This window comes from Phyllobacterium sp. 22229, assembly GCF_052056495.1.
Lineage (GTDB): Bacteria > Pseudomonadota > Alphaproteobacteria > Rhizobiales > Rhizobiaceae > Phyllobacterium > Phyllobacterium myrsinacearum.
The window spans coordinates 1-23,978 of sequence record NZ_JBQEPA010000021.1; the positions used below are offsets into that span (position 1 = coordinate 1).

21 protein-coding genes and 1 tRNA gene are annotated in these 23,978 nt (G+C 60.3%); 10 read left to right on the top strand and 12 right to left on the bottom strand.

Annotated features, from left to right (window positions below; genetic code table 11):
• The coding region (locus tag ACTJJ7_RS21925) for an exodeoxyribonuclease VII large subunit (RefSeq protein WP_440968813.1) at nt 1-747 on the top strand (747 nt) is incomplete at its 5' end.
• Nucleotide 748: 1 nt separating this feature from the next.
• On the opposite strand, the gene ACTJJ7_RS21930 is transcribed toward ACTJJ7_RS21925, so the two are convergent.
• Genes ACTJJ7_RS21930 through ACTJJ7_RS21940 form a run of 3 tightly spaced genes read right to left on the bottom strand, consistent with a single transcriptional unit; the run spans nt 749 to nt 3,901 of the window.
• Nucleotides 749-1,837, bottom strand: coding sequence for an ABC transporter substrate-binding protein (locus ACTJJ7_RS21930; RefSeq protein WP_440968814.1), 1,089 nt, complete (start codon nt 1,835-1,837; stop codon nt 749-751).
• A gap of 11 nt (nt 1,838-1,848) precedes the next feature.
• The gene (locus tag ACTJJ7_RS21935) at nt 1,849-3,234 is read right to left on the bottom strand and encodes a sensor histidine kinase (RefSeq protein WP_440968815.1); all 1,386 of its coding nucleotides are present in this window, start codon (nt 3,232-3,234) and stop codon (nt 1,849-1,851) included.
• Entirely contained in the window at nt 3,224-3,901 is a 678-nt protein-coding gene (locus tag ACTJJ7_RS21940; protein ID WP_105736336.1) for a response regulator transcription factor, read from the bottom strand. The genes ACTJJ7_RS21935 and ACTJJ7_RS21940 overlap by 11 nt, the downstream gene beginning before the upstream one ends.
• 173 nt (nt 3,902-4,074) lie before the next feature.
• On the opposite strand from ACTJJ7_RS21940, the gene ACTJJ7_RS21945 reads away from it, so the two are divergent.
• The gene (locus ACTJJ7_RS21945) at nt 4,075-4,509 is read left to right on the top strand and encodes an acetyltransferase (RefSeq protein WP_245457693.1); all 435 of its coding nucleotides are present in this window, start codon (nt 4,075-4,077) and stop codon (nt 4,507-4,509) included.
• Nucleotides 4,510-4,566: 57 nt separating this feature from the next.
• Here ACTJJ7_RS21945 and ACTJJ7_RS21950 read toward each other — a convergent pair.
• Both ACTJJ7_RS21950 and ACTJJ7_RS21955 read right to left on the bottom strand, forming a co-directional pair.
• Nucleotides 4,567-4,643: transfer RNA gene (locus ACTJJ7_RS21950), tRNA-His, on the bottom strand.
• Nucleotides 4,644-4,867: 224 nt separating this feature from the next.
• The gene (locus ACTJJ7_RS21955) at nt 4,868-5,323 is read right to left on the bottom strand and encodes a phasin (RefSeq protein WP_105736338.1); all 456 of its coding nucleotides are present in this window, start codon (nt 5,321-5,323) and stop codon (nt 4,868-4,870) included.
• A 290-nt stretch (nt 5,324-5,613) separates the two neighbouring features.
• On the opposite strand from ACTJJ7_RS21955, the gene ACTJJ7_RS21960 reads away from it, so the two are divergent.
• Together ACTJJ7_RS21960 and ACTJJ7_RS21965 are read left to right on the top strand one after the other, a co-directional pair.
• Entirely contained in the window at nt 5,614-8,793 is a 3,180-nt protein-coding gene (locus ACTJJ7_RS21960; protein WP_440968816.1) for a PAS domain S-box protein, read from the top strand.
• 182 nt (nt 8,794-8,975) lie between these two features.
• Nucleotides 8,976-10,913: an AsmA family protein gene (locus ACTJJ7_RS21965; protein WP_440968817.1), complete on the top strand. Its 1,938-nt coding sequence runs from the start codon at nt 8,976-8,978 to the stop codon at nt 10,911-10,913.
• 16 nt (nt 10,914-10,929) lie between these two features.
• On the opposite strand, the gene ACTJJ7_RS21970 is transcribed toward ACTJJ7_RS21965, so the two are convergent.
• The 6 genes from ACTJJ7_RS21970 to ACTJJ7_RS21995 form a co-directional block, all read right to left on the bottom strand.
• Nucleotides 10,930-11,748, bottom strand: coding sequence for an ABC transporter permease (locus tag ACTJJ7_RS21970; RefSeq protein WP_440968818.1), 819 nt, complete (start codon nt 11,746-11,748; stop codon nt 10,930-10,932).
• Nucleotide 11,749: 1 nt separating this feature from the next.
• Nucleotides 11,750-12,661: an ABC transporter permease subunit gene (locus ACTJJ7_RS21975; protein ID WP_105736345.1), complete on the bottom strand. Its 912-nt coding sequence runs from the start codon at nt 12,659-12,661 to the stop codon at nt 11,750-11,752.
• 11 nt (nt 12,662-12,672) lie between these two features.
• Complete coding sequence (locus tag ACTJJ7_RS21980) at nt 12,673-13,818, bottom strand: ABC transporter ATP-binding protein (RefSeq protein WP_105736347.1); 1,146 nt, start codon at nt 13,816-13,818, stop codon at nt 12,673-12,675.
• A gap of 66 nt (nt 13,819-13,884) precedes the next feature.
• Entirely contained in the window at nt 13,885-14,976 is a 1,092-nt protein-coding gene (locus ACTJJ7_RS21985; protein ID WP_105736349.1) for a polyamine ABC transporter substrate-binding protein, read from the bottom strand.
• Between the two features lie 169 nt (nt 14,977-15,145).
• Nucleotides 15,146-16,093: a DMT family transporter gene (locus ACTJJ7_RS21990; RefSeq protein WP_440968819.1), complete on the bottom strand. Its 948-nt coding sequence runs from the start codon at nt 16,091-16,093 to the stop codon at nt 15,146-15,148.
• A gap of 96 nt (nt 16,094-16,189) precedes the next feature.
• On the bottom strand, nt 16,190-17,611 hold the full coding sequence (locus ACTJJ7_RS21995) for a helix-turn-helix domain-containing protein (RefSeq protein WP_440968820.1): 1,422 nt from the start codon (nt 17,609-17,611) through the stop codon (nt 16,190-16,192).
• Nucleotides 17,612-17,861: 250 nt separating this feature from the next.
• Between ACTJJ7_RS21995 and aceA the strand changes: the two genes are divergently transcribed.
• The 6 genes from aceA (at nt 17,862) to ACTJJ7_RS22025 (ending at nt 23,120) form a co-directional block, all read left to right on the top strand.
• Nucleotides 17,862-19,151, top strand: coding sequence for an isocitrate lyase (aceA, locus tag ACTJJ7_RS22000; RefSeq protein WP_105736355.1), 1,290 nt, complete (start codon nt 17,862-17,864; stop codon nt 19,149-19,151).
• Between the two features lie 107 nt (nt 19,152-19,258).
• On the top strand, nt 19,259-19,492 hold the full coding sequence (locus ACTJJ7_RS22005) for an SMc00767 family acetate metabolism repressor (protein ID WP_027230260.1): 234 nt from the start codon (nt 19,259-19,261) through the stop codon (nt 19,490-19,492).
• Between the two features lie 149 nt (nt 19,493-19,641).
• Nucleotides 19,642-19,944 carry a type II toxin-antitoxin system RelE/ParE family toxin gene (locus ACTJJ7_RS22010; protein ID WP_440968821.1) on the top strand — a complete coding sequence of 101 codons (303 nt, stop codon included), beginning with the start codon at nt 19,642-19,644 and terminating at the stop codon, nt 19,942-19,944.
• Nucleotides 19,941-20,234, top strand: a complete 294-nt coding sequence (locus tag ACTJJ7_RS22015) for an addiction module antidote protein (protein WP_440968822.1) — start codon at nt 19,941-19,943, stop codon at nt 20,232-20,234. The genes ACTJJ7_RS22010 and ACTJJ7_RS22015 overlap by 4 nt, the downstream gene beginning before the upstream one ends.
• 155 nt (nt 20,235-20,389) lie before the next feature.
• Nucleotides 20,390-21,823 carry a glutamine synthetase family protein gene (locus tag ACTJJ7_RS22020; RefSeq protein ID WP_105736357.1) on the top strand — a complete coding sequence of 478 codons (1,434 nt, stop codon included), beginning with the start codon at nt 20,390-20,392 and terminating at the stop codon, nt 21,821-21,823.
• A gap of 10 nt (nt 21,824-21,833) precedes the next feature.
• Entirely contained in the window at nt 21,834-23,120 is a 1,287-nt protein-coding gene (locus tag ACTJJ7_RS22025) for an NAD(P)/FAD-dependent oxidoreductase (RefSeq protein ID WP_440968823.1), read from the top strand.
• Nucleotides 23,121-23,127: 7 nt separating this feature from the next.
• Here ACTJJ7_RS22025 and ACTJJ7_RS22030 read toward each other — a convergent pair whose 3' ends face one another.
• Nucleotides 23,128-23,919 (bottom strand): crotonase/enoyl-CoA hydratase family protein, encoded by a 792-nt coding sequence (locus ACTJJ7_RS22030; RefSeq protein ID WP_440968824.1) that lies wholly within the window; start codon nt 23,917-23,919, stop codon nt 23,128-23,130.
• Nucleotides 23,920-23,978 lie beyond the last annotated feature (59 nt).

A 23,978-nucleotide genomic window follows, 5' to 3' on the forward strand; every position in this document is an offset into this window, starting at 1 on the left:
GGCCTGCACTGGTGGGTGTTCATTGCGGCGTTCGTCTTCGACGACCTGCGCTATTACTGTTATCATCGCATTGCCCATCAGCGCGCCCTGTCGCGCGCCCTGCCCTCGGCCGACCAGCTGCTTGCCCTGCCCCGGCGGCATTTCGACGAAACCGCCGCCCGGCTCGGCCGTGCCCTGCAGGCGAACACCCAGAAAAAGCGTGCGCATTTCGATGGCCGTGCCCGGCAATTGTCGCCGCGGGTCCTGCAGCAGCGGTTTCGCGAAAAGCAGCGGGAAGTCACCGTTTTCGCCGACCGGCTGCCGCGCAGCCTTGGTGTTTTCCTGCGGGACCGGCGCGCCGTCTTCGCCCGTCATACCCAGCGCCTGTCGCCCGAACCGATTGCCCGCCTTGCCGTGCGGGGACGCCAATCGCTGACCCAGCTGGAGCGGCGGCAGGATCAGGCCATCGGCATCACCCTGGACCGGGCCAGGCGGCGCGGCAGCGAACTGGAACGGCTGATGAAAACGCTTTCGCACGCAAGTGTGCTTGAGCGCGGCTTTGCCATCGTGCTCGACACGGCGGGAGCACCGGTGAAACGCGCCGCCGCCGTCGGCAGCGGTGATCATCTGACGCTGCGCTTCCAGGATGGCGAGGTTCAGGCTGTCGCCGGGGAAGCCGATGCCAATCCGATCAGGCCAAAGCCGGACCGTCCGGCACCAGCGAAAAAGCCAGCCACACCCGGCACCGACCAGGGCTCGCTGTTTTAATTTACTCGCGCGTCCATTCCGGGCTGTTGAGCTCGATCAATGAGCGCGACCAATCCTCGATGAAGCGCTGTCTCTGCGCCCAGTCCTGCACGGCCAGCAGCCCCGGCCCGATGCGGATGGGCTGGGCAATTCCCGATTCCTTCAGGTTCTGCGGCCCGTCGACATCGGGCGGCAGGCCGCCTGTTTCGGAAAAATAGAAGGCGTTGCTGCGCGCAATCGCCTGGCCGCGCTCCGACAGGAGATAATCGAGGAACTGCGCGCCAAGGTCGCCGCGCTCTGCGGATTTCGGAATGAGCGCGCCGCGGCTGAGCACCAGCGTATAGTCCCGCGGCACGACAACCCTGAGGTCGGGATGCTTTCGCGCCGCGTCATAGGCATAGGAACCCAGCATGTTGTAACCGATATACAGCCGGCCGCTCGCCACCTCCTCGAGAATTTCGCCGGTGCAGCATCGCGCCACCGCAGAAGCGCGCGCCATGCTTTCCAGCAAGCGGCCAAAAACGGTATTCGTCTGGCGCGCGTCGTTGAAGGCCAGCAAATAGCCAATGCCTGACAGGCGGATGTCGTAGGTGCCGACACGGCCGCGATAGTAATCGAGACGTTCGCGCAGGAGGTCGGCCAGTTCCACATGGGTGCGCGGCACCTCGGCCGGCGGCACCTTGCGCGTGTTGTAGACGAAGACCGCCGGTTCATAGGTGAAACCAAAAACCTCGTCGCGCCAGTTGGCCCAATCGGCCACACGCAGCGTTTCCGGCGATGTATGCGATGCGGCGCAGCCATCATTGGCCAGTTTCAGCAGCTGATCGACTGACGAGGACAGGAGCAGGTCGCCGAGCGGCTCATCCTTGCGGCAGGCTTCGCTGGCCAGCGCGTGCAGCTCATTGGTGAGATACTCGATGTAATCAATCGATATGCCCGGCGCGGAGCGCTGAAAATCGTCAATCAGCGGCTTCATGGCGGCCAGGTCCGTGGTCGAATAGATCGTCAGCCTGCCGGTTTCCGCCTGGAGCGACGGAAACCGCGTCTGGTTGTCCGCGGCCGCCAGAACCTGGGATGTCAGGGCAAGGATTGTGGCCGTCAGGGTAGCCATGAAACGTTTCATCATTTCGCGGGGCCCCTGTACAACGGCAATGTCAGGATAACCGTGAAGCTCTTCTCGTCGCGCGCGCGAAAACCCAGCGTGCCGCCATGAGCATTGACGACTTCCTGGGCAATGGCGAAGCCGAGGCCGGAACTGCCTTCGTGCGATTTCGACGTGGCGAAACGCTGGGTGGCTTTTTCCCAGCCCTCCGGCGGAATGCCGGGCCCGTCATCCTCGACCTCGACATAGGCATCAAGCGCATCGGAGCGCACGCGCACCTCAAGCCGCTGATCCGTTCCGTGCCGCAGGGCATTGTCGATGACATTGACGATAGCCTCGCGCAGGCTGACCGCATCGCCAAGGACAAAGGGGCGGTCATCGGGCGCTTCGAACGAGATGACGATATCGGGGTCAACGGTGATGGGAATGGCGGCGCGATAGGCACGGCGCGCCACATCGACAAGGCTGATCGGCTCGAGCTGGATGGAATCGGCGCGGTGGATGACCATGGCGTGGCTGAGCAACTGGTTGGTCAGGCGCGCCAGCTCGCCGGTGCGCTGCTGCACGCGTTCGAAATGCTGCCGTCCGGTCTTGTCCAGCTTGTCATGCCCGAGAAGGTCGATCTGCGCGGACAGAGCCGTCAGCGGTGTCCGAATCTGATGGGCGGCATCGGCGATGAACCGTTGCAGCAGGTCGACGCGTTCATTCAGGCGGCCCATGAAATGGTTGATGGAACTGACAAACGGATCGAGTTCGCGCGGAACGCCAACCGAGACAGGCGTCAGGTCATGCGGGTCACGGCGGCGCACGGCCGCCCCCAAGCGCTCCACGGGCTGCAAGGCATAGCGGATGGCCAGCATGGCACCGGCAAAGGCGAGAAAGCTCATGACAACGACAAGGATGGTGGCGCGCAGCGTCAGCTCCCGCGTCAGGGCGGAGCGCGCCTCGTTGGTCTGTGCCACGATGACATAGGCATGCCCCGTCACCGAGGGGTCCGCCAGCACGCGGGTGGCGCGGGCTATGCGCACTGCCTCGCCCTTGTAGATACCTTCGCTGATGCTGACGGCGTCGCGCGCGCCGTCCGAGGGTGCCGGGCTTTGCAGATCATCATAACCGGTCACGGTTTTGCCGTTGGTGTCGATGACGCGGTAGAAAATCCGGTCCCGTTCGGCCAGTCCCAGCAGTTCGAATGCCGATGTGGGCAAACGGGCGCTGAGCGCCCCTCTTTCGACCGAAAGACTTTCCGCCATTTGCAGGGCAGCGCCGACAAGCAGCCGGTCATAGGCCTTGTCGGCCGCCGTTTCCGCATAATACCAGGCTGCGCTGACAAGAAGGGCGGCACCAATGCCCAGAACCAGCGAAATTCGCCGGGCCAGGCGGGCAAAAAGGGACGGCTCATGCTGCATCGCCGGGCACCAGTTGATAGCCCAGCCCGCGCACCGTCACGATGCGCGCCTGCGCGCCTTCCAGTTTCTTGCGCAACCGGCCGACATAGAGTTCGATGGCATTGGCATTGGCAGCCTCGTCGAAACCGAAAATCTGGTCGAGCAGTTCATCCTTGCTGAAAACACGGCCGGGCCGCGCGGCCATGACTTCAAGCAGTGTCAGCTCGCGCCGCTTCAACTGGACTTCGCGCTTGCCCACATGCACGGACCGTGCGCCGCGATCGATGGCGATATCGCCGCATTTGATCAGATTGGTCGCCTCGCCGCCGGTGCGGCGCCGGATCAGCACACGGGCGCGCGCCTCAAGCTCACGAAAATCGAAGGGCTTGACGAGGTAATCATCCGCACCCAGATCAAGGGCGCCGACGCGGTCCTCGATCTCGGAACGCGCCGTGAGCACGAGGACGGGTACGGCATTGCCGGATTTGCGCAGGCGCTTGAGAATCTCAAAACCGTCCATGCCCGGCAGCATGACATCGAGGATGATCAGCGAATATTCGGTGAAATCAATGATTTCCGCCGCCGCGCGCCCGTCGGTTTCCCAATCGACAGCATGGCCGATCGCCTCGAACCGTTTGGCGATAGCCTCCCCCACATCATGCGTATCCTCAACCAGCAATATGCGCATGTTTTTCATTGGCATGAACGCCCGCCGGGATCAATTGACGATGAATGCTTTTACCATGCAGGGATTGAATGCAGCGGGCGCATGGGCCGGACGAACCGGACCGGCTTGGCAAATGGGCGCCGGAGCGATATCGAACTCCCGTTGATGACATCGGGCAGAGAATGAAGATGATGATGATCCGACCAATACAACCGGACGACATACCGCCGCTGGTGGCAATCTGGGAAAGCGCCGTCCGGGCGACGCACCATTTCCTGTCCGAGGAAGACATCCAGTTCTTCCTGCCGCTCGTGCGGGACGAAGCCCTTCCCGGACTTGAGGTGTGGGTGGCGCAGTCGCCATCCGGCCCGCTCCTGGGTTTCATGGGCCTGTCCGGTGCCAAAGTGGAGATGCTGTTCGTTGATCCGGCATGGCATGGCCAGGGAACCGGGCGGCAGCTTCTGGATCACGCACGAACGCTCAAGGGCCGGCTTAGCGTTGACGTGAACGAGCAGAATCCCGGTGCGCACGGCTTTTACCGACATTATGGATTTGTTGCCGTCGGGCGATCCGAACGCGATGGATCGGGCCGCCCCTTTCCGCTGATTCACATGCAGCAGCCAGCGTGAGAACCGGTTTGATCCGGCTTTGTATTTCGGGGGATATTGGGGGGCTTTGGGAAGAAGTGGTACGGACGGGTGGATTCGAACCACCGACCTCAGGAGCCACAATCCTGCGCTCTAACCAACTGAGCTACGACCGCGCACCGTCTTCTTTTCGACAGGGGTCACATACGTAAGATTGATGCTTTTGGCAAGCACCCGATGCAACAGAAAGGCAAAAACCAACAAAAAAGAAAAGGCCGGGGGAGGAACCGGCCTTTTCCATTAATGCAAGACCCATACGGGAGGAACTATCGGGTCTTGCTCGTCCAGCGGCCGGGAGGAGGAGTGCCGCCGGAGTATTTTTTCATCAAAGGCCTTTAAATCAGGCGACCTTGACGTCCTTGATTGCCTTCTCGACAGCCGACTTGACCGGAGCGGAGATTTCTTCAACAGCCTTGGTTGCAACTGTCTGGAATTCCTTGGCCTGATCGGTCAGGGCTTCAGCCTGCTTGCGAACGAACGCGCTCTGCAGTTCGATGACTTCGCCGAAAGACTTAACGCCGATCAGAGCTTCGATATGAGCGAAGCTGGCTTCGGTGTTGGCGCGCAGCGCAGCCAGAGCCTTGAGCGAGAGAGCAGCAGTGTTCGACTGTGCAGTTTCAAAGGTGCTTTCGAGTGTCTTCTGGGCAGCTTCGGCCTGATCCTTGATCTTGGCATAGGCTTCCTTGGACTGGGCAACGCCCTTCTCGGTGAATTCGCGAACCTGATCGGTTACAGCGGTTGCATCAAAGGCAGGGATCGAGAACGCATCAGCAGTCTGTTTGGTGGTCTTGCTCATAATCTGTTCCTTCCGTGTGCAGCCGGTCTATGCGGCTGCTTGTGAATTCATGACGAGTATATAACCCAATTTATTGTGCAATGCAACATTTCTTTTGCGGTGCACAATCAAGCGCCTGATTTTTCATTCAAATATTTTTGTGGAGCGTCTTCCAAGTTAACTAAACCAAGAGAAAGACGTGTGACGTAAGGGACTGTGAGTGGACGATTGGTCGCCAGACGATTATTAACAGAGTATTAAGACAATCCGCAGACAGCGGATGCTTTATTGTGGAGTGCACCGGTCAAACGATGACGTCTGGAACTTACCCATTCATCGATATTGCCGTTCTGGATGAAATTCGCGAGCATTTTGCCAATGGCGATGCGCTTGTGGTGATTTCTCCGGATCTGGAGAATGTCATCTGGGCGAATGGCCAGGGTGCAAACGCGCTTGGCTATGCGACCATCGACGATATTCTCGATGCCGGCGCTGTTCTGAATGTGCAGGCGAGACGGCAGCTCAAGGCGCTGGACGGTTTCCCCGCCATCGGCCATGGCCGCACCGTGTCATTGCGCGTGGCCTTCGACTTGGCCAGCCGCATCCTGACATTCCAGGCAAGCGACCTGACCTTGCCGCGCGGCGAAGCCGCCATCCTTTTGTCCATCGCCAATACCGCCCGGCTGAATTCCGAAACCGGGATTGCCGCGCTGGCCATCAAGGGTTTCGGCGACAGCACCACCCATGCGGCCATGATCGACGCCGCGGGCACGATATTGGCTGCTTCTGAGCAGTTCCGCAGCATCGGCTTCAGCGACAAGATGCTGGGCGACCTGGTGCGCGAAGTGCGCCTGGAACGCAACCGCCTGGTGAAACGTCCGGTGCAGACAGCCAATGGTTCCGTACCGGCCGGCATAGCGCGGCTGACCGACAGCCCTGCCCTGCATCTTCTCTTTGCCATCCGCGACGTCAATGCTAGCGCAGAGCAGCCGGCAGATACGGAAGACAGACAGCCGGAAGCGCCCGCGGCACCGCCAATCAGCGTTGTCCAGGATGTCCGGGAAAGCCGTGCCGAAGCGGCGGCACCGCCGCAGGACACTGTTGCCGTCGAACCAGCCCTGCGACAGGCGGAGAATGCGATCTCCGGAGACGGGTCCTTCCACTACAAGCCCTCGGACAATCCCATCCGGTTTGTCTGGAAAGTCGATGCCGATGCAACCTTCGATGAAATATCGCCCGAATTCGTTGGCGCGGTAGGCCCCAACTCGGCGGCGGTCATCGGAAAATCCTTCCGCGACGTCGCCAATGTCTACGGGCTCGACAGCAGCGGCGAGATTGCCGAACTTCTCGAACGGCGCGACACGTGGTCCGGCCGCTCGGTGCTGTGGCCGATTGAAGGCACCGGTTTGCGGGTGCCCGTCGAATTGGCGGCCCTGCCGATCTATTCGCGCGAGCGGGTGTTCATGGGCTTTCGCGGGTTCGGTGTTGCCCGCATGGGTGATGTTACCACCGATCCGGAAGCCATCGGCAAGGCGCTCGCGCCCAAGCCCATCCCGCCCGTCGATGTGTTCCCCGTCGATGTGTTCAACGGCGAAAAACCCGTCATCGCCATTACGCCGGCCGCACCGGCCGAACCCGCCCGCGACGAAGCCGGGATAGAAGCAATTGAAGGCAATATCATCCCGTTGAAGACCAACCGTCTTCCGCGCGATGACGGGCGCCTGAACGATGCCGAACGCAATGCCTTCAGGGAAATCGCGGAGCGGCTGCGCCGTGAGGTTCTGGCTGACAACCCAAAGGAAGCCGCCCCTGCGGCTTCTGCAACCAGCGCCGAAGCGCCATCGGACCAGCCGGCGATGCCCACGCCCGTCGTGCCGCCCGTTCCCGATGCGGAAGTGGTCGGCCCAGGTTTCACCGTACCGGTAGACAAGGAGACGGCGGCAATTGCGGCCGGTCCGTCGCCGCAGCAGGATTTTGCCGAGAATATCCGGACAAAGGCCCGGCACGGCGTCGATACCACCGTTCTCGCCGCCCTGCCTCTTCCTGTCCTCATCCATCGCCATGGCATTCTTCTCTACGCCAACAAGGCCCTGCTCGATGCCACGCTTCATGAAACGCATGCGGACATCAATGCGGCGGGCGGATTGAACGCATTGTTTGCCGAAAATCCGGAACAGGACGGCAGCGAGACTGCGGAAGGTGTAAACCTGCAGCTGAGCGACGGCACGACCAGACGTGTCCAGGCACATCTTCAAGCCGTACGCTGGGACGAAGACGGCGAACGCGCCCTGTTGCTGGCCTTGTCGCCGGAGGCGCAGCCGCCCGTCGTGCAATCGCCGGAACAGCGGTTTGACGACAGCGAGCGGCAGCTTCTGCAAACCCGCATCGACGAGCTGAATGCGATTCTCGATACCGCGACGGATGGTGTGATCCTGCTTGATTCCGCCGGTGCCATCCGCTCGGTCAATCATTCGGCGGCGGCGCTGTTTGGCTACAATCCGGAAGACGTGGAAGGCAAGGCATTCTCCCTGCTCTTTGCCATCGAAAGCCAGCGGACGGCCATGGATTATGTCAGCGGCCTGTCGGACAATGGGGTTGCCAGCGTTCTCAATGATGGCCGCGAGGTCATCGGCCGCGAAAGCAAGGGACGGTTCATTCCGCTGTTCATGACCATCGGCAAGCTCGACGCGTCAAAGGGCTTTTGCGTTGTGCTGCGGGACATCACCCATTGGAAACAGGCCGAGGAAGAACTGCTCAGCGCCAAGCGCGAGGCAGAGCGCACCTCCAGCCAGAAGAGCGAATTCCTCGCCCGGATCAGCCATGAAATCCGCACGCCGCTCAATGCCATCATCGGCTTTTCCGAGCTGATGGCCGACGAAAAATTCGGCCCTGTCGGCAATGAGCGGTATCGCGATTATCTCCATGATATCAGCCGTTCCGGCAATCACGTGCTGTCGCTGGTCAATGATCTCCTCGACATTTCCAAGATCGAGGCGGGGGCGGTGGAGTTCGACTTCCAGGCGGTTTCGCTGAATGACGCTCTCACCGAGGCCGTGGCGATCATGCAGCCGCAGGCGAACCGCGAGCGGGTGATCATCCGCTCCAGCCTTACCTCGCGCCTGCCCGACATTGTCGCCGACCAGCGGTCAATCACCCAGATTGCCCTCAACCTTCTGTCGAACGCCGTGCGTTTCACGGGACCGGGCGGACAGGTGATCGTTTCGACCAGTTACGAACCGAGCGGCGACGTGCTTCTGCGGGTGCGCGATACCGGCATCGGCATGACGCGGCAGGAAGTCGAACAGGCCCTGCGTCCCTACAAGCAGATCACCACGCCCAAACATGCGCGCACCGACGGCACGGGTCTCGGCCTGCCGCTGACAAAGGCCATGGCCGAGGCAAACCGCGCAAGCTTCGCCATCGATTCGGCGCCGGGGCGCGGCACGATGGTCGAAATCAGTTTTCCATCGACCCGCGTTCTCGCTGACTGAAAATTGTAAGACAGCTTCCATCGCCTCATTCACTCCGCAATGCGATGGCAAACGCTCTGCAACAAATTGGCGTCCGACTATCTCTGGCCCTTGAATTGCAACGCATCATCGCTAAACCGTAGATGGAGAAGCGTGAAACCTTCCGGCGTGGCGCCGGAAGAACAGCAGACATCGGAATATTCATGTCCTGGTACCGGCCGAGGAACATATTCGCGACAATCATCGCATTGGCTCTCGTTGCCGCGGGACTTCTCGCCGCTATTCCCTATCTCGTCAGCACGGATGTCATCCGTGCCCGGCTCATTCAGGAGCTCAGCAATTGGACAGGCTACAGTGTCGAATCACGGCAGACGCCGCAAATCTCGTTCTTTCCGGTCTTTTCCGCCTCGCTCGCCGACGTGACCATCCGCAATCCCTGGCAGAGCGAAGGCACGCCGTTCATGAAGGCGGAACGCATCGAGGTTGACCTGTCGCTGCTTTCCGCCCTGATGGGCCGGACGGAATTCACCGAGACCACCATCATCCGGCCGCGTTTTGTCATCGATGAGCCGATCAAGAGCCTGTCGCAGATCGGCGAATCCCTGGCAAAAACCGACGGGCGCATCGGCGACGTCATGCGCGAGGCACGGGCGGCCATCGAGGCCAATCCGGCAAAGCCGGATATGAGCAATGTGTCGTCGCAGCCATTCGGACGCATCCGGCTTGAAGATGCCATGGTCACATTCAAGCGGCCGCTCAACGGAGCGGAAGAGCAGATTTCCAGCATCAGCGGCGTTTTTGAATGGCCGCAGACCTCGGGCGTCGCCAGTTTCCGCGGCAATGCCATCTGGCATGGCGAGGAAACCGAGATCGACAGCTCGGCCAGCAAGGCGCTGCTGCTGCTGGCCGGCGGCACCAGCCCGCTTCAGGTGAACCTGACATCGACGCCGCTCACCCTTGCTTTCAACGGCTCGGCCAACATTGCCAAGAACCAGTTCTTTCAGGGTACCCTGTCGCTGACGTCCCCGTCCCTGCGCCGGACGCTGGAATGGTCGAAGACCCCGTCCATTCCCGGCGCACCCATTGGCAGCTTCGCCCTCGACGCCACGGTTTCCGGCTCGGCCAACCGCATGAAGCTGGACGGGTTGACGGCAACCCTGAACAACAATCCGGCCAAGGGCGGCATTGAAATCGTCCTGAACGATGGAACGCCAAGCATCACCGGCACGCTTGCCTTCGAGACGCTTGACCTCCACTCCGTGCTGTCAGGCTTCGTGCCCCTGCCCGACGGGTCGGCCAACGCCAATGCGGTTATCGATACCCGGTTCCTCAAACAGGCCAATGTGGACCTGCGCGTCTCGACCCAGAAGGCCACGGCCGGTTCGGTCAATCTGACGAATGTTGCCGCCACCGCGCAGGTTCGCAACGGCCGGGCCATTTTTGACATCGGCGAGGCGGCGGCCTTCAACGGCTCCATTGCCGCAAGTTTCCAGCTGGCCGAAGAAGGTGATGGCGGCGCCACCGGTGAACTACGTCTCAACGGCACGGATGTGAACAGCGCCGCCATTGCCCCGCTGCTGGGGCTTGGCAACCGGTTCGAACTGGGCAAGGGCACGATATCCCTCGTTCTCAAGGGGCCGATCACCCGGTGGTCATCGGCCATGGAGAACGCCAAGGGAACCCTCAGCATGCGCTTCGGCACCGGGCAGATCAAAAGCATCGATTTCAACAACCTGCTTAACCGGGCCAAAACCGACCGGTTTTTCAGCCTGAATGAGAAAACCGACGCCTGGCTGGCATTCGACCGCATGGAGATCAAGGCCAATATCATGGACGGCGTCGCCGCCCTTGAGACGGCGCAAGTGCAGATGAAATCCGGCGTGCTGAGCTTTGCCGGCATTGTCACCCTCATCGGCAAGAGCCTGGCCTTGACCGGCGACTACGCGGTGCCAGTTCCGGCTGCGGCACCGGCTCCAGCTCCTGCAACAACGGCAGCCCCTGCCCCGGCGCCCGCTGACGCCACCGCGCAAGCCGCGCCTGCCGAACAGAAGCCCGCGCCGGTATTCAACCACACGCGCTTCTTTATCGGCGGATCGTGGGACAATCCCTTCATCTCGCCGATCATCGCACCGGGGAATTAGTGCATCGAGAAAGAGGTTAGCGACGGGCGGCGGCCTGCTCGTCCCGCGCCTTCTGTACTTCGCGGCGCTTGTTGGCAATCGACGCGATCACCACGCCCACGGCCACGATGGCAATCAGGATGGTACAGGCAGCATTGATCTCCGGCGTCACCCCGAGACGCACCTGCGAGTAAATCCGCATCGGCAGGGTGGTCGCTCCCGGTCCCGAAGTGAAGCTTGAAATCACCAGATCATCGAGCGACAGCGTGAAAGCAAGCATCCAGCCGGATACCACTGCCGGCATGATCACCGGCAGGGTAACCTTGAAGAAGGTGGTCACCGGTGTCGCCCCGAGATCCATGGCCGCCTCTTCGAGCGAACGGTCGAACGTTACCAGGCGCGACTGCACCACGACAGCCACGAAACACATGGTGAATGTGATATGGGCAAGCGTGACGGTCCAGATGCCCCGGTCAAAACCGATGGCCACGAACAGCAGGAGCAGCGACAGGCCGGTGATGACCTCGGGCATGACCAGCGGCGCATAGATCATCGCTGAAAACAGCATCCGTCCCCGGAAGCGGGTATAGCGGGTAAGCGCGAGGGCGCCGAGCGTTCCCAGGATTGTCGCGACGGTCGCCGAGATCAACCCGACGCGGATGGTCACCCATGCCGCATCGATGAAACTCTTGTTGTTGAACAGTGACACATACCATTTGGTCGAGAAGCCGGCCCAGACGGTGACAAGACGGGATTCATTGAAGGAGAAGACAACCAGAAGCACGATCGGCAGGTAGAGGAACGCGAAACCGATGACCAGCGAAACGATATTGAAGCGGGACCAGGTGGTGTTCATGTCACTTCTCGCTTTCCTGGGCTTTGGCTTCCGACCGCTGGAACAGCACGATGGGCACGACGAGCAGCGCGAGCAGAACCACGGCGACCGCGGAAGACAGCGGCCAGTCACGGTTGGCGGAGAACTCGTTCCACAGGGTTTTGCCGATCATCAATGTCTCCGATCCGCCGAGAAGATCGGGAATGACGAATTCGCCGACGGCCGGAATGAAGACAAGGAAACAACCGGCGACAACGCCGGGCAGCGACAGCGGGAAGGTGATTTTCCAGAAGGCGGTGATAGGCGGGCAGCCGAGATCCTCTGCCGCCTCGACCAGGGAATAGTCCATCTTCTCCAGTGTCGAATAGATCGGCAGCACCAGGAACGGCAGATAGGAATAAACAATGCCGATCAGCACCGCGGTGTTGGTGTTGAGAATGTTCAGGGGCGTGTGGATGACATTGGCCCACATAAGAAACTGGTTGAGCAGCCCCTCCGGCTTGAGAATACCGATCCACGCATAGACGCGGATGAGGAAGCTTGTCCAGAAAGGCAGGATCACCAGCATCAGCAGGGTAGAGCGGACCGTCGCGGGCGCCCGCGCCATGCCGTAGGCGATGGGATAGCCCACCAGCAGCGTCAGGAATGTCGAAATGGCAGCAATGATCACGCTGGACAGGTAGGCTTTGACATAGAGCGGATCGCTGCCCAGGAACGTGTAATTGTCCCAGGAGAACTGCGAGACGCTGTTGACCAGCCCCTGCCAGCCCGCCCAGATATCAATCGTCGGCGTATAGGGCGGTATCGCCATCGTCACTTGCGAGAGTGAAATCTTGAAGACGATGATGAACGGGATAAGGAAGAAGATCAGCATCCACAGGTAGGGAATGCTGATGACGAGGCGGCTGACGACGGACGCGATCAGTTTTTGCATGGCAGCCCCCCCTACGCCGTCAACAGGATGCCGGCATCGGTATCGAAATTGACCCAGACCATGTCGTCATAGCCAAGCGGGTCTTCGACCGTGCGCACCGCGTTCAAACTGGCCGCCTTGATGATGCGGCCACTTTCAAGCCGGACGTGGAAGACCGTCATGTCGCCGAAATAGGCGATATCGTAGAGTTCGCCATGCGCGGCGTTGACGGCGGTATTGGCCGGTTCTTTGCGGCTGAGGCGGATTTTCTCCGGCCGGATGGCAAACCCGACGGACTGGCCGGCGGCGCAGTCGCGGGTTGCATCCGTGCGAATGGTGATCTTGTCGGCCGGGACATCGATGTCGACCTTGCCGGGCACAACAGTCGAAACCGTGCCTTCGAACATGTTCACATTGCCGATGAAATCGGCGACGAACTTGGAATTCGGGGCTTCGTAGACTTCCGCGGGCGTTGCCACCTGCTTGACCTTGCCCTTGTCCATGACGGCGATACGATCGGCCATGGTCATGGCCTCCTCCTGATCGTGCGTCACGACGACGAAGGTCAGGCCCAGCTTCATCTGCAGGTCCATCAGTTCGAACTGTGTTTCTTCACGCAGTTTCTTGTCGAGCGCACCCAGCGGCTCGTCCAGCAGCAGAACCTTGGGCCGCTTGGCGACGCAACGGGCAAGCGCCACGCGCTGGCGCTGACCGCCGGAAAGCTGATGCGGCTTGCGCTTGGCGAACTGCTCGAGCTTGACCAGCTTGAGCATTTCCGCAACGCGCGCGGCGATCTCATTCGCCGGCATGCCATCCTGCTTCAGGCCGAAGGCGATGTTGCCCTCGACGGTCATGTGCGGGAACAGGGCGTAGGACTGGAACATCATGTTCACAGGCCGCTTGTAGGGCGGGATGCCGCGCATGTCCTGGCCGTCAAGCAGGATGCGGCCCGAGGTTGGCTCCTCGAACCCGGCCAGCATGCGCAGGAGCGTGGACTTGCCGCAGCCGGATGCGCCGAGAAGGGCAAAGAATTCACGATTGTAGATCGTCAGGGACAAATCATCGACAGCGGTAAAGTCACCAAACTTTTTGGTGACATTCTCGAAGGAAATATAGGGTTTTGCTTCAGGATCATTCCAAGGTGCGAATTTACGGCGAAAGCTTCCCAGTGATTTCATGATTGCCCCGGTATTTGGTCTTGACGTTAAAAACCCCGGCATTTTCTGCCGGGGTTTTCTCGATATTTACTGGCCTGTTACCACTTTGGTCCAGAGCCGCGTGACGGTTCGCTGCGTTTTCGTATCGTAAGGCGTCACGGTGAAGAGCTTGGCCAATGTGGCCTCATCCGGATAGACCGACGGATTTTCCAGAATGGCCTTGTCGATGAATTCCTGCGAGGCCTTGTTGCCGTTGGCATAGGACACGAAGTTCGAAGCCTTGGCAGCCACTTCCGGACGCATGATGTAGTTGATGAATTCGTGGGCTTCCGCCACGTGCGGCGCATCGGCGGGGATGGCCATCACGTCAAACCACATCTGCGCACCCTGCGACGGAATGGCGTAGTCCAGCTTCACGCCGGCATTGGCCTTTTCCGCACGCGCCTTGGCCTGCAGGATGTCGCCGGAATAGCCGAGCGCCAGACAGATATCGCCGGCAGCGAGTGCATTGATATATTCCGACGAATGGAATTTGCGGATCGACGGGCGAACCGCTGTCAACAGGTCCGCGCCCTTGGCGAGGTCGTCGGGATTCTTGCTGTCCGGATCGAGGCCAAGATAGGCGAGCGTCGACGGCAGGACATCCGAAGCAGAATCAAGCACGTGGACGCCGCAATCCTTGAACTTGGCCGCCATTTCGGGTTTGAACAGGATATCCCAGTTCGGACGCGCATCCGATCCGAGAATTTCCTTCATCTTGTCGACATTGTAGCCAAGACCCGTGGTTCCCCACATGTAGTCGACGGCGTACTGATTGCCGGGATCATATTTTTCGATGCGCTGGTTGATCACATCCCACATGTTCTTCAGGTTCGGCAGCTTCGACTTGTCGAGCTTCTGGAACACACCGGCGGCAATCTGGCGTTGCAGGAAGGACGCAGTCGGAACAACAACATCGTAACCGGTTCCGCCTGCCAGCAGCTTGGTTTCGAGAATTTCATTGGAGTCGAAGGTATCATAGACAACCTTGATGCCGGTTTCCTTGGTGAAGTCAGCCAGAATGCTGTCGTCGATATAGTCAGACCAGTTGTAGACGTTGACGACGCGTTCCTGCGCGCCGGCTGCCGTGGCAAGTCCAAGGGCGAAAGTGGCCGTTAAAAGGATGGATTTGATACCCATAAAATGCCTCCATGCTGCTGGCACCTGATCTTTCAGCCGTGCCAGGGGTTCCCAAGTTTCCTCTACCTTTTTAGATTGCGATCACTTCGTCAACTGGGTTGCAGCAACTCCCTCATCTAAAGTTGCAGATCAACGCGATTTTGATCGCCGCATTCCCGCGCAGGGAGTGTCAGACCACCGGCTTTCGCGTCGAAGCCACGCGCTGGCGCCGGTATTCCCAGCCCAGATGAAAGAGCAAGGCACAAAGAATGATGCCGCCGCCGATGATGGTGCGCTGCGTCGGGATTTCATTGTGCAGAAGCCAGACCCACACCGGCCCGAGCACAGGCTCGAGCGTGCCGATCAACGCGGCGAGCGCCGAGGGAATAAGACGGGCGCCGCTGACGAAAAGCGCAAGGCCGAGACCAAGATTGACCGCTCCCAGAGCAAATAGGAAACCGAAGTCCCGCACGCTTGCCGAGAATGATCCGCTCATCATCGAGGCGGCACAGGCAGCCATCACCACGCCGAGAAAAACCGCGGGCGTCATGCGCAGATGCGCCTTGCGCCGCGTGATCACCGTGGCGGATGCAAAGGAGATGGCAATCAGCAAGGCGAGAAGGTCGCCGATGGGAGAGACAGCGCCGTCCAGCGAATCGGAAACCATGATGGCAACGCCGGCGATCACCACGGCAATGGCGCCCCAGGTTGCAAGACTGACCCTTTCGCGAAAGAGCACCCAGGAAATCAGCGCCGCCAGCAGCGGCACTGCCGCCTGAAGCAACAGGACATTGGCGACCGTCGTGTAGGACAGGGCAACGATGAAGCAGGATGATGCAATGGCAAAACAGATGCCGACGCCCACCCCGGCCAGCCCCATGTTGCGGAACAGCCGCAGCGTACCGCGCGGACCATCGCGGACCAGCATGAAACACAAAAGGAAGAGCCCGGCGAATACGGAGCGCCAGAACACCACCGTCCAGTTATCCGTCGTGTCGAGAAACCGGGTCAGAGCGCCGCCCGTGCTCCAGGCGATGGCCGAACCCGCAACCAGCAGGCAGCCGACCGCGGTCTCCGATGCGCTCTTGGCGGGATCAGGCGCGGCAACCGGCGGTAGCGGGACAGACGAAACACTCATGGGGATACAATGCCAAATTTCAACTCTGCAGTGAGTGTGGGAAACGACCGGAGATTGTCGCTTTCTGCATCGTTTTCGCCCGCAAATCCAGCGGCATCATTGAAAATCGAAGGCGCTCAGCCCCGTCACCATCTCGTCCAGCCCCAGCGGCCGGGTAACCGGCGGCTCGGCACGCGAAAGGCAGGCCGAGCGCTCGCAGAGGCGGCAGGCGGGTCCTACCGGCGTCGCACCGATATTCCTGCCGCCAAGCGCAGCACCATAAACCGTTTCATCGGCAAAGCCGATATCGCAGCCGAGCAGGATCGCCGTGCGCCGGGGGCGCTCATTGAACCCGCCTTGCGGCCCCTCGAGCGTGCGGGCAATGGTCATGAATTCGGCGCCGCCCGGCATCTCGATGGCTTCGACCAGAATCTGGCCCGGCTGGGCAAAGGCGGCGTGCACCGCCAGCTTTGGACACTCGCCGCCAAAGCGTGACTGCGGATAGCCCTGTGCGCCAGCCCGGCGGAAGCGGTTGCCCGCGTGATCCACCTCGAGCATGAAAAACGGAATGCCCGCCGCCCCCTGCTTTTGCAGGGTTGTCAGCCGGTTGGCCGCCTGCTCGAAGGAGACATTGAAACGCGAGCGCAGCACGTCGACATCGTAGCGGGCGCGCTGGGCAGCGGTCTGGAATGCCTGGTACGGCATCATCAGGGCCTGCGCCGCATAACGGGCAAGTTCGAACCGGGCGATGCGGCGCGCTTCATCGGAGGATAGTTTCAGCTCCTGGATCTCAGCCGCGACAACCACCTGCATGCGGATGAGAACCGCCTCGATGGCCAGTTCGCGCAGCTGATCGAACGGCGACAGCCGTTCGGAGATAAACAGGCGCTGCGAATGCCGGTCATAGCGCCGCCGCCAGTTCGGCATGGTTGCAACCGGCAGGACACGCACCGTGATCCCATGCTCGCTTTTCAGCCATGCCTTCAAGGCACCGGACAGATCATCGCCCGGCTTGATCAGGTGAATGAAGCTGTCAACCTCCCCTTCTATGCGGGCAAAATGGTTGGGTCTGCGCTCCAGCACGTCCCGCACTTCGCTGAGCGGCAAACGCGTGGATGACAGCGACGGCACATGTCCTTCCTTTGCCAGCATTCCCGAGAGGTCGGACAGGCGCTCCAGCGATTCCCGGTAGGCGCGGTACAGCTTGATGATACCGGCCGCTGCATTGGGTGCGGCATCGCCGATCTCGATCAGTTCCTGGTCGCCGGGCAATTCGCCGTTGAGCAGGGGATCGGAAAAGACTTCTTTCAGTGCCGCCATGGACGAGCCGGTTTCAACCTGCAGCGTATCAAGTTCGATCTTGTAGGTGGAAGACAGTTTTAACAGCAGCTGCACTGTCAGCGGGCGCTGATTGCGCTCGATGAGATTGAGATAGGACGGCGAAATGCCCAGCGCTTCGGCCATGGCCGTCTGCGTCAGCCCCTGCTCATTGCGGATGCGCCGGATGCGGGGACCGGCGAATATCTTGCCCTCGGCCATTTCCACCTCTTATGTCAGCAATATTGACAAAATTTACACAAGCTTTGACATCGAAGCAGTATTACAAATTTTACAAATTTACAAATCATATTTGTCAAAGCAGCGACATGCTAACTCGATAAATCCGCCTATTATGGCGATATTTATTGGAATTACTGCACTGCAATGTAAATTCAGTCACATGAACGCAGCCATCGAAACTCCCAAATGACCTGTCTGCGATCGCGTCAACAGAAGCTGGAGAAAGACAATGACTGATTTTTACAATCTCGTACCCAATGCCCCGGGAGGCCGGTTCGATGGTATTGAACGTCCCTATACGCCTGACGATGTCAAAAGACTGCGCGGTTCGGTTCAGATCAAATATACTCTTGCTGAAAACGGTGCCAACCGCCTGTGGCAGCTCATCCATGAAGACGGATTTGTCAATGCCCTTGGCGCTCTCTCGGGCAACCAGGCGATGCAGATGGTGCGTGCGGGCCTTAAGGCGATTTATCTCTCCGGCTGGCAGGTTGCAGCCGATGCCAATACTGCTTCCGCCATGTATCCTGACCAGTCACTGTACCCTGCAAATGCTGCTCCAGAGCTTGCAAAACGCATAAACAAGACATTGCAGCGTGCCGACCAGATCGAAACGGCGGAAGGCAAGGGTCTGTCGGTCGACACATGGTTCGCACCGATCGTTGCCGATGCGGAAGCCGGCTTCGGCGGCCCGCTCAATGCCTTCGAGATCATGAAGGCCTTCATCGAGGCCGGTGCTGCGGGCGTGCATTATGAGGACCAGCTGGCCTCGGAAAAGAAGTGCGGCCATCTCGGCGGCAAGGTTCTGATCCCGACCGCTGCCCATATCCGCAACCTCAACGCCGCGCGCCTTGCCGCCGACGTGATGGGAACGCCGACCCTGGTCATTGCCCGCACGGATGCGGAAGCCGCAAAGCTTCTGACCTCGGATATTGACGAGCGCGACCGCCCATTCGTCGATTACGACGCCGGACGCACCACGGAAGGCTTCTATCAGGTCAAGAACGGTCTCGACTCCTGCATCGCCCGGGCGATTGCCTATGCACCGCACGCGGATCTGATCTGGTGCGAGACATCGAAGCCGGACCTCGAACAGGCCAAGCGTTTTGCCGAAGGCGTGCGCAAGGAACATCCGGACAAGCTGCTGGCCTATAACTGCTCGCCCTCGTTCAACTGGAAGAAGCATCTGGACGAAGCAACGATTGCCAAGTTCCAGCGCGAGCTGGGTGCGATGGGCTACAAGTTCCAGTTCATCACGCTGGCTGGTTTCCATCAGCTCAACTTCGGCATGTTCGAACTGGCCCGCGGCTACAAGGACCGCCAGATGTCCGCCTATTCGGAGCTGCAGGAAGCGGAGTTCGCCGCCGAGGTAAACGGCTACACCGCCACCAAGCACCAGCGCGAGGTTGGCACGGGCTATTTCGATGCGGTCTCACTGGCCATCACGGGCGGTCAGTCGTCGACGACGGCCATGAAGGAATCGACCGAGACGGCACAGTTCCGTCCGGCCGCCGAATAACAGGCATCCCAATCCGGACCGCCGGCGAGGCCCTTACATGCCGCCGGTCCATACGGGACAATCACGGTGATTGTCCCACTGCAACGCCAGAAACAAGGAGCATCATCATGGCACCGCAGACACGCGTGAAGGAACGGGCCGAGGAGCAATCATCGGCCATGAATGCAGACCAGCAGGCTGTCATTCGCATGGTCGCGAATGATCTGCATCGCCTCAACCAATCCGTCATGAAGGCAGTGGATGCCGGCGTGTCCGTGGAGCTGGTCCGCTCCGCCCGTCACCATGGCGGCGATGGCAACTGGGGCGACCTGCTGATCCCGGTGGTCGTCACCCGGCAATAGCTCACCGTGGCCTTCTCTGGTTTCGGTCTGGAACCAGCACGGCGCGCCGGACCGTCCGCAAGCAATTGCGGGCGGTTTTGGTTTTTGTACACAGCTTAGCCGAAAGTCTGGATTGATTGACGTCATCGCATTTGTAATCTAATTATTACATGCTTGAAATACGTCAAACACAGGTCTTTGCGGATTGGCTGGTTCGCCTGAAAGACAGGCGCGCCAGACACATGATAGCGCAAAGGATTGTGCGTCTTCGGCATGGCCACTCCGGTGATGTGCAGCCTGTTGGCGAGGGTGTCAGCGAGCTTCGTATTCACCACGGCCCCGGCTATCGCATTTATTTTGCCCAACACGGCAGTGTCTTGATCATTCTGTTGTGTGGTGGAGACAAAGACAGTCAGCAGAAAGATATCCGCAAGGCTAAAAATCTCGCCGCGGATTTGGAGAAAGAAAAATGACGATCAGGACAACCCCCTTCGATCCGGCGCGCTATCTTGATACGCCGGAGTCACAGGCCGAACTCTTGACCGATGCATTTGAAACAGGCGATGCCGGTTATATCGCCGATGCGCTGGGAATCGTTGCCCGTGCAAAAGGTATGGCGCACATTGCCAGGGAGGCAGGCGTCACAAGGGAGGCCCTGTATAAAACGCTGAGCACCAAGGGCGATCCCAAACTGACCACCTTGCTTGGTGTCCTGAAGGCATTGGGCGTGCAACTTACCATTGCACCGAAACACGCCGCATAGACTTCACCTTCATGCCTTTGCAACCTCCCCAGGCAATTGCGGGCGGTTTTGGTTTTTGACGGCAAAAAACACGACCACAATTTTCTCCCGCCCGCCTTCCCATCGGGATGAGTTTTGATCTATCATCCAAAAACCGCAATAAATTCTGGTGATTGATGCCTTCTGAAACCCCTGAGAAGAAACCCGCACGGACCTCAACGCGGCGGCGCACGCCCGCCTATGTCAAAGCCACGCGCGGCGTAAAAAACTGGCGTGAAGCTTCCGAGTGGCTGGCCTGGCGGGATATCGAAGACATCGAATGCATCACCCCGGATCAGGCGGGCGTTGCCCGCGGCAAGATGATGCCGTCGAAGAAATTCACCTCCAATACATCCTTGGCGCTGCCTTCCGCGGTGTTCATGGCAACGATCTCCGGCGACTATCCCGAAGACGGCTATGGCTTCTCCTATCCGGAAGACGACGGCGACCTCAAACTGATGCCGGATTTGTCGACCCTTTCCGTCGTGCCCTGGGAGAGCGATCCCACCGCGCAGGTCATTTGCGACCTCGTGAACAAGGACGGCGCTGCGGTGGAATTCACCCCGCGCAACGTGCTCAAGCGCGTTGTTGCCGCCTATAACAAGAAGGGCCTGAAGCCCGTCGTCGCGCCCGAAATCGAGTTCTATCTCGTCAAGAAGAACCCCGATCCCGATTATCCGCTGACCCCGCCCGTCGGCCGGTCCGGCCGGGCGATTGGCGGCGGCCAGGGCTATTCCATCGCCGGCGTCAACGAATTCGACGAACTGATCGACGATATCTATCATTTCTCCGAGGGTCAGGGTCTGGAGATCGACACGCTGATCCACGAAGAAGGCGCGGCACAGCTGGAAATCAACCTGCGCCACGGCGACCCCGTCGAGCTTGCGGACCAGGTATTCCTGTTCAAGCGCACCATCCGCGAGGCGGCACTGAAGCACGACATGTATGCGACCTTCATGGCCAAGCCCATCCAGGGCCAGCCCGGATCGGCCATGCATATCCACCAGTCGATTGTCGACAAGAAGACCGGTCGCAACGTGTTTTCCAATCCCGATGGCAGTGAAAGCGAGGCCTTCCGCCACTTTATCGGCGGCATGCAGAAGCACGTCCCAGCCTCTCTGGTCATGTTCGCACCTTACGTGAATTCATACCGGCGGCTGACACCGGCCGCGTCTGCGCCGGTCAATGTCAAATGGGGCTATGACAACCGCACGACGGCCTTCCGCGTGCCGCGTTCGGACCCCAATGCCCGGCGTGTGGAAAACCGCATTCCGTCGTCGGACGCCAATCCCTATCTCGCCCTGGCGGCGTCACTCGCCTGCGGCCTGCTCGGCATGAACAACAGGATCGAGCCGGATGCGCCTGCGTCGACCACGGTCAATGACAACCTGATCGAGCTGCCGCGCGGGCTGATCGAGGCGACCATATTGTTCGAGCAGGACAAGGACCTGACCGCCATGCTGGGACAGTCCTTTGCCATCACCTACGCCGCCATCAAGCGCGCGGAGTTCGAGACTTTCATGGAGGTTATCAGTCCGTGGGAGCGCGAATATCTGCTCCTCAACGTCTGATCAGTAGAACATGCCCTATCAGTCACCGATTTCCCCCGGCGTCTCCTGGTATGAGTCGACCATTGCGGATCGCACCGAATATCCGGCGCTGGACGGTTCGCGCACCGCCGACGTCGTCATCGTGGGCGGCGGTTTTACCGGCCTTTCCGCCGCCGTTCACCTCGCCTCGGCGGGCGTCGACGTCGTCCTCTTGGAAGCCTGCCGTTTCGGTGACGGCGCCTCGGGCCGCAATGGCGGTCAGCTCGGCACCGGACAGCGCGCCTGGGCGGAGGAGCTGGAAGGACAATACGGCTTTACCCGCGCCAAGGCGCTGTTCGACCTTGCCGAAGAGGCGAAGGCGCACCTTCTGCAGTTCGCCGACACGCACAAGATCGACATCGAATTCGTGCCGGGGCAAATGTCCGTTGTGCACAAGAAGCGCTATCTGAAAGATTACCGCGCCCATGCCGAACTGATGGCAACGCGCTTCGGCTATCCGCATATTCACTACATGGATGCGGCGGAGACAGCGGAACGCCTCGGTTCCACGCGCTATCTCGGCGGTGTCTACGATGCGGGCACCGGTCATATCCAGCCGATGAAACTTGTGGTCGGCACAGCACGGGCAGCAGCGCGGGCCGGGGCCCATCTTTACGAGAATACCAAAGTTACCGGCATCACCTCGCAGAACGGGCGCGTGACCGTGGCAACGGCCAAAGGCGATGTGACGGCCGCCAAATGCCTGATCGCGGTCAATGCCTATGGCGGCAACCTTGAACCGGTCAGTGCTTCGCATGTCATGCCGATCCGCTCGTTCATCGGCGCTACGGTGCCGCTTGGCCAGGACAGTCCGGTCCTGCCCGGCGGCGAAAGCGTCGATGACTCCCGCTTTGTCGTGCGCTATTTCCGCCGTTCCAAGGATGGGCGGCTGCTGTTCGGCGGACGGGAAGCCTACACCGCAGACAATCCGCTTGATATCAGCACCCATATCCGCCGGCAGATCGCCGAGATTTATCCGGCACTCGCCGAGGTGGAAATCACGCAGGCCTGGGGCGGCTCCGTCGGCATCACCCTGCCCCGGCAGCCCTTCGTGCGCGAAGTCATGCCCAATGTCATTTCGGCGGGCGGCTATTCCGGTCATGGCGTGATGCTGTCGAACTATGTCGGCAAGCTGTATGCCGAAACCGTCGCCGGCAATCGCGACCGCCTGAAACTACTGGAAGAGCTGAAAGTACCGGCATTTCCGGGCGGGCGCACCTTCCGCGCGCCCTTGCTGTTTCTGGCACTCAGCTGGTATGCCCTGATGGACCGGATCTGAACCCCGGCTAGTTTCCCCGGTATGCGGGCACCCGCCGCCCGATCCAGGCATTCAACCCTTCCCGTGTATCGTGCGACGGCGCGACACGGGCAAACTGTTCACTTTCCATCTGCAGCCCCTCGCTGATAGGCATGTTCAACCCGCGTGTGACCGCAGTGATGATGCCCGCAGCCACCACCGGGGAATGGCGCAGAATACGGCCGGCAAGCTCGATCGCTGCGGGAAGCAGGTCTTCGTGGGGAACCACCCTGTTGACGAGGCCGAGTTCGAGGGCTCGCGCCGCTGAAAAAGTATCGCCGGTCAACAGCAGTTCCAGCGCGCGCTTGCGTCCGGCAAGGCGCGGCAGGCGCTGGGTGCCGCCAAAGGTCGGCGGGATGCCGATATTGATTTCGGGCTTGGCAAACACGGCCCGCTCGCTTGCAACGGCCAGATGCACCGCCTCGGTGATTTCGCAACCGCCGCCGAAGGCAATGCCATTGACGGCAGCAATGACCGGCTTGCGAAACGCCTCCATCCGTGCGGTCATCGCCTGCCCCCGCCGCACGAACGCCCTGACGGCGATATCAACGCCCTCGCTTATGCTCTGCGAGAATTCATGAATGTCTCCGCCTGCTGAAAACGCCCGGTCGCCTGCGCCCGTCAGAATGACGGCGCGAATATCAGGATCATCCTCGATGCGGTCGAGAAGCTGCAGCAGCAGATCATTGGTTGCATAGTTCAGGGCATTGAGCTTTTCCGGCCGGTTCAGGGTCAGGAACGCGATATTGTCTTTGATTTCGAAGAGCACGGGATCGGACATCGGCTTTGCCTTTCACGGAAGGGATCAAGGCCGAAGATGTAATGCCCCATGCGCATTGT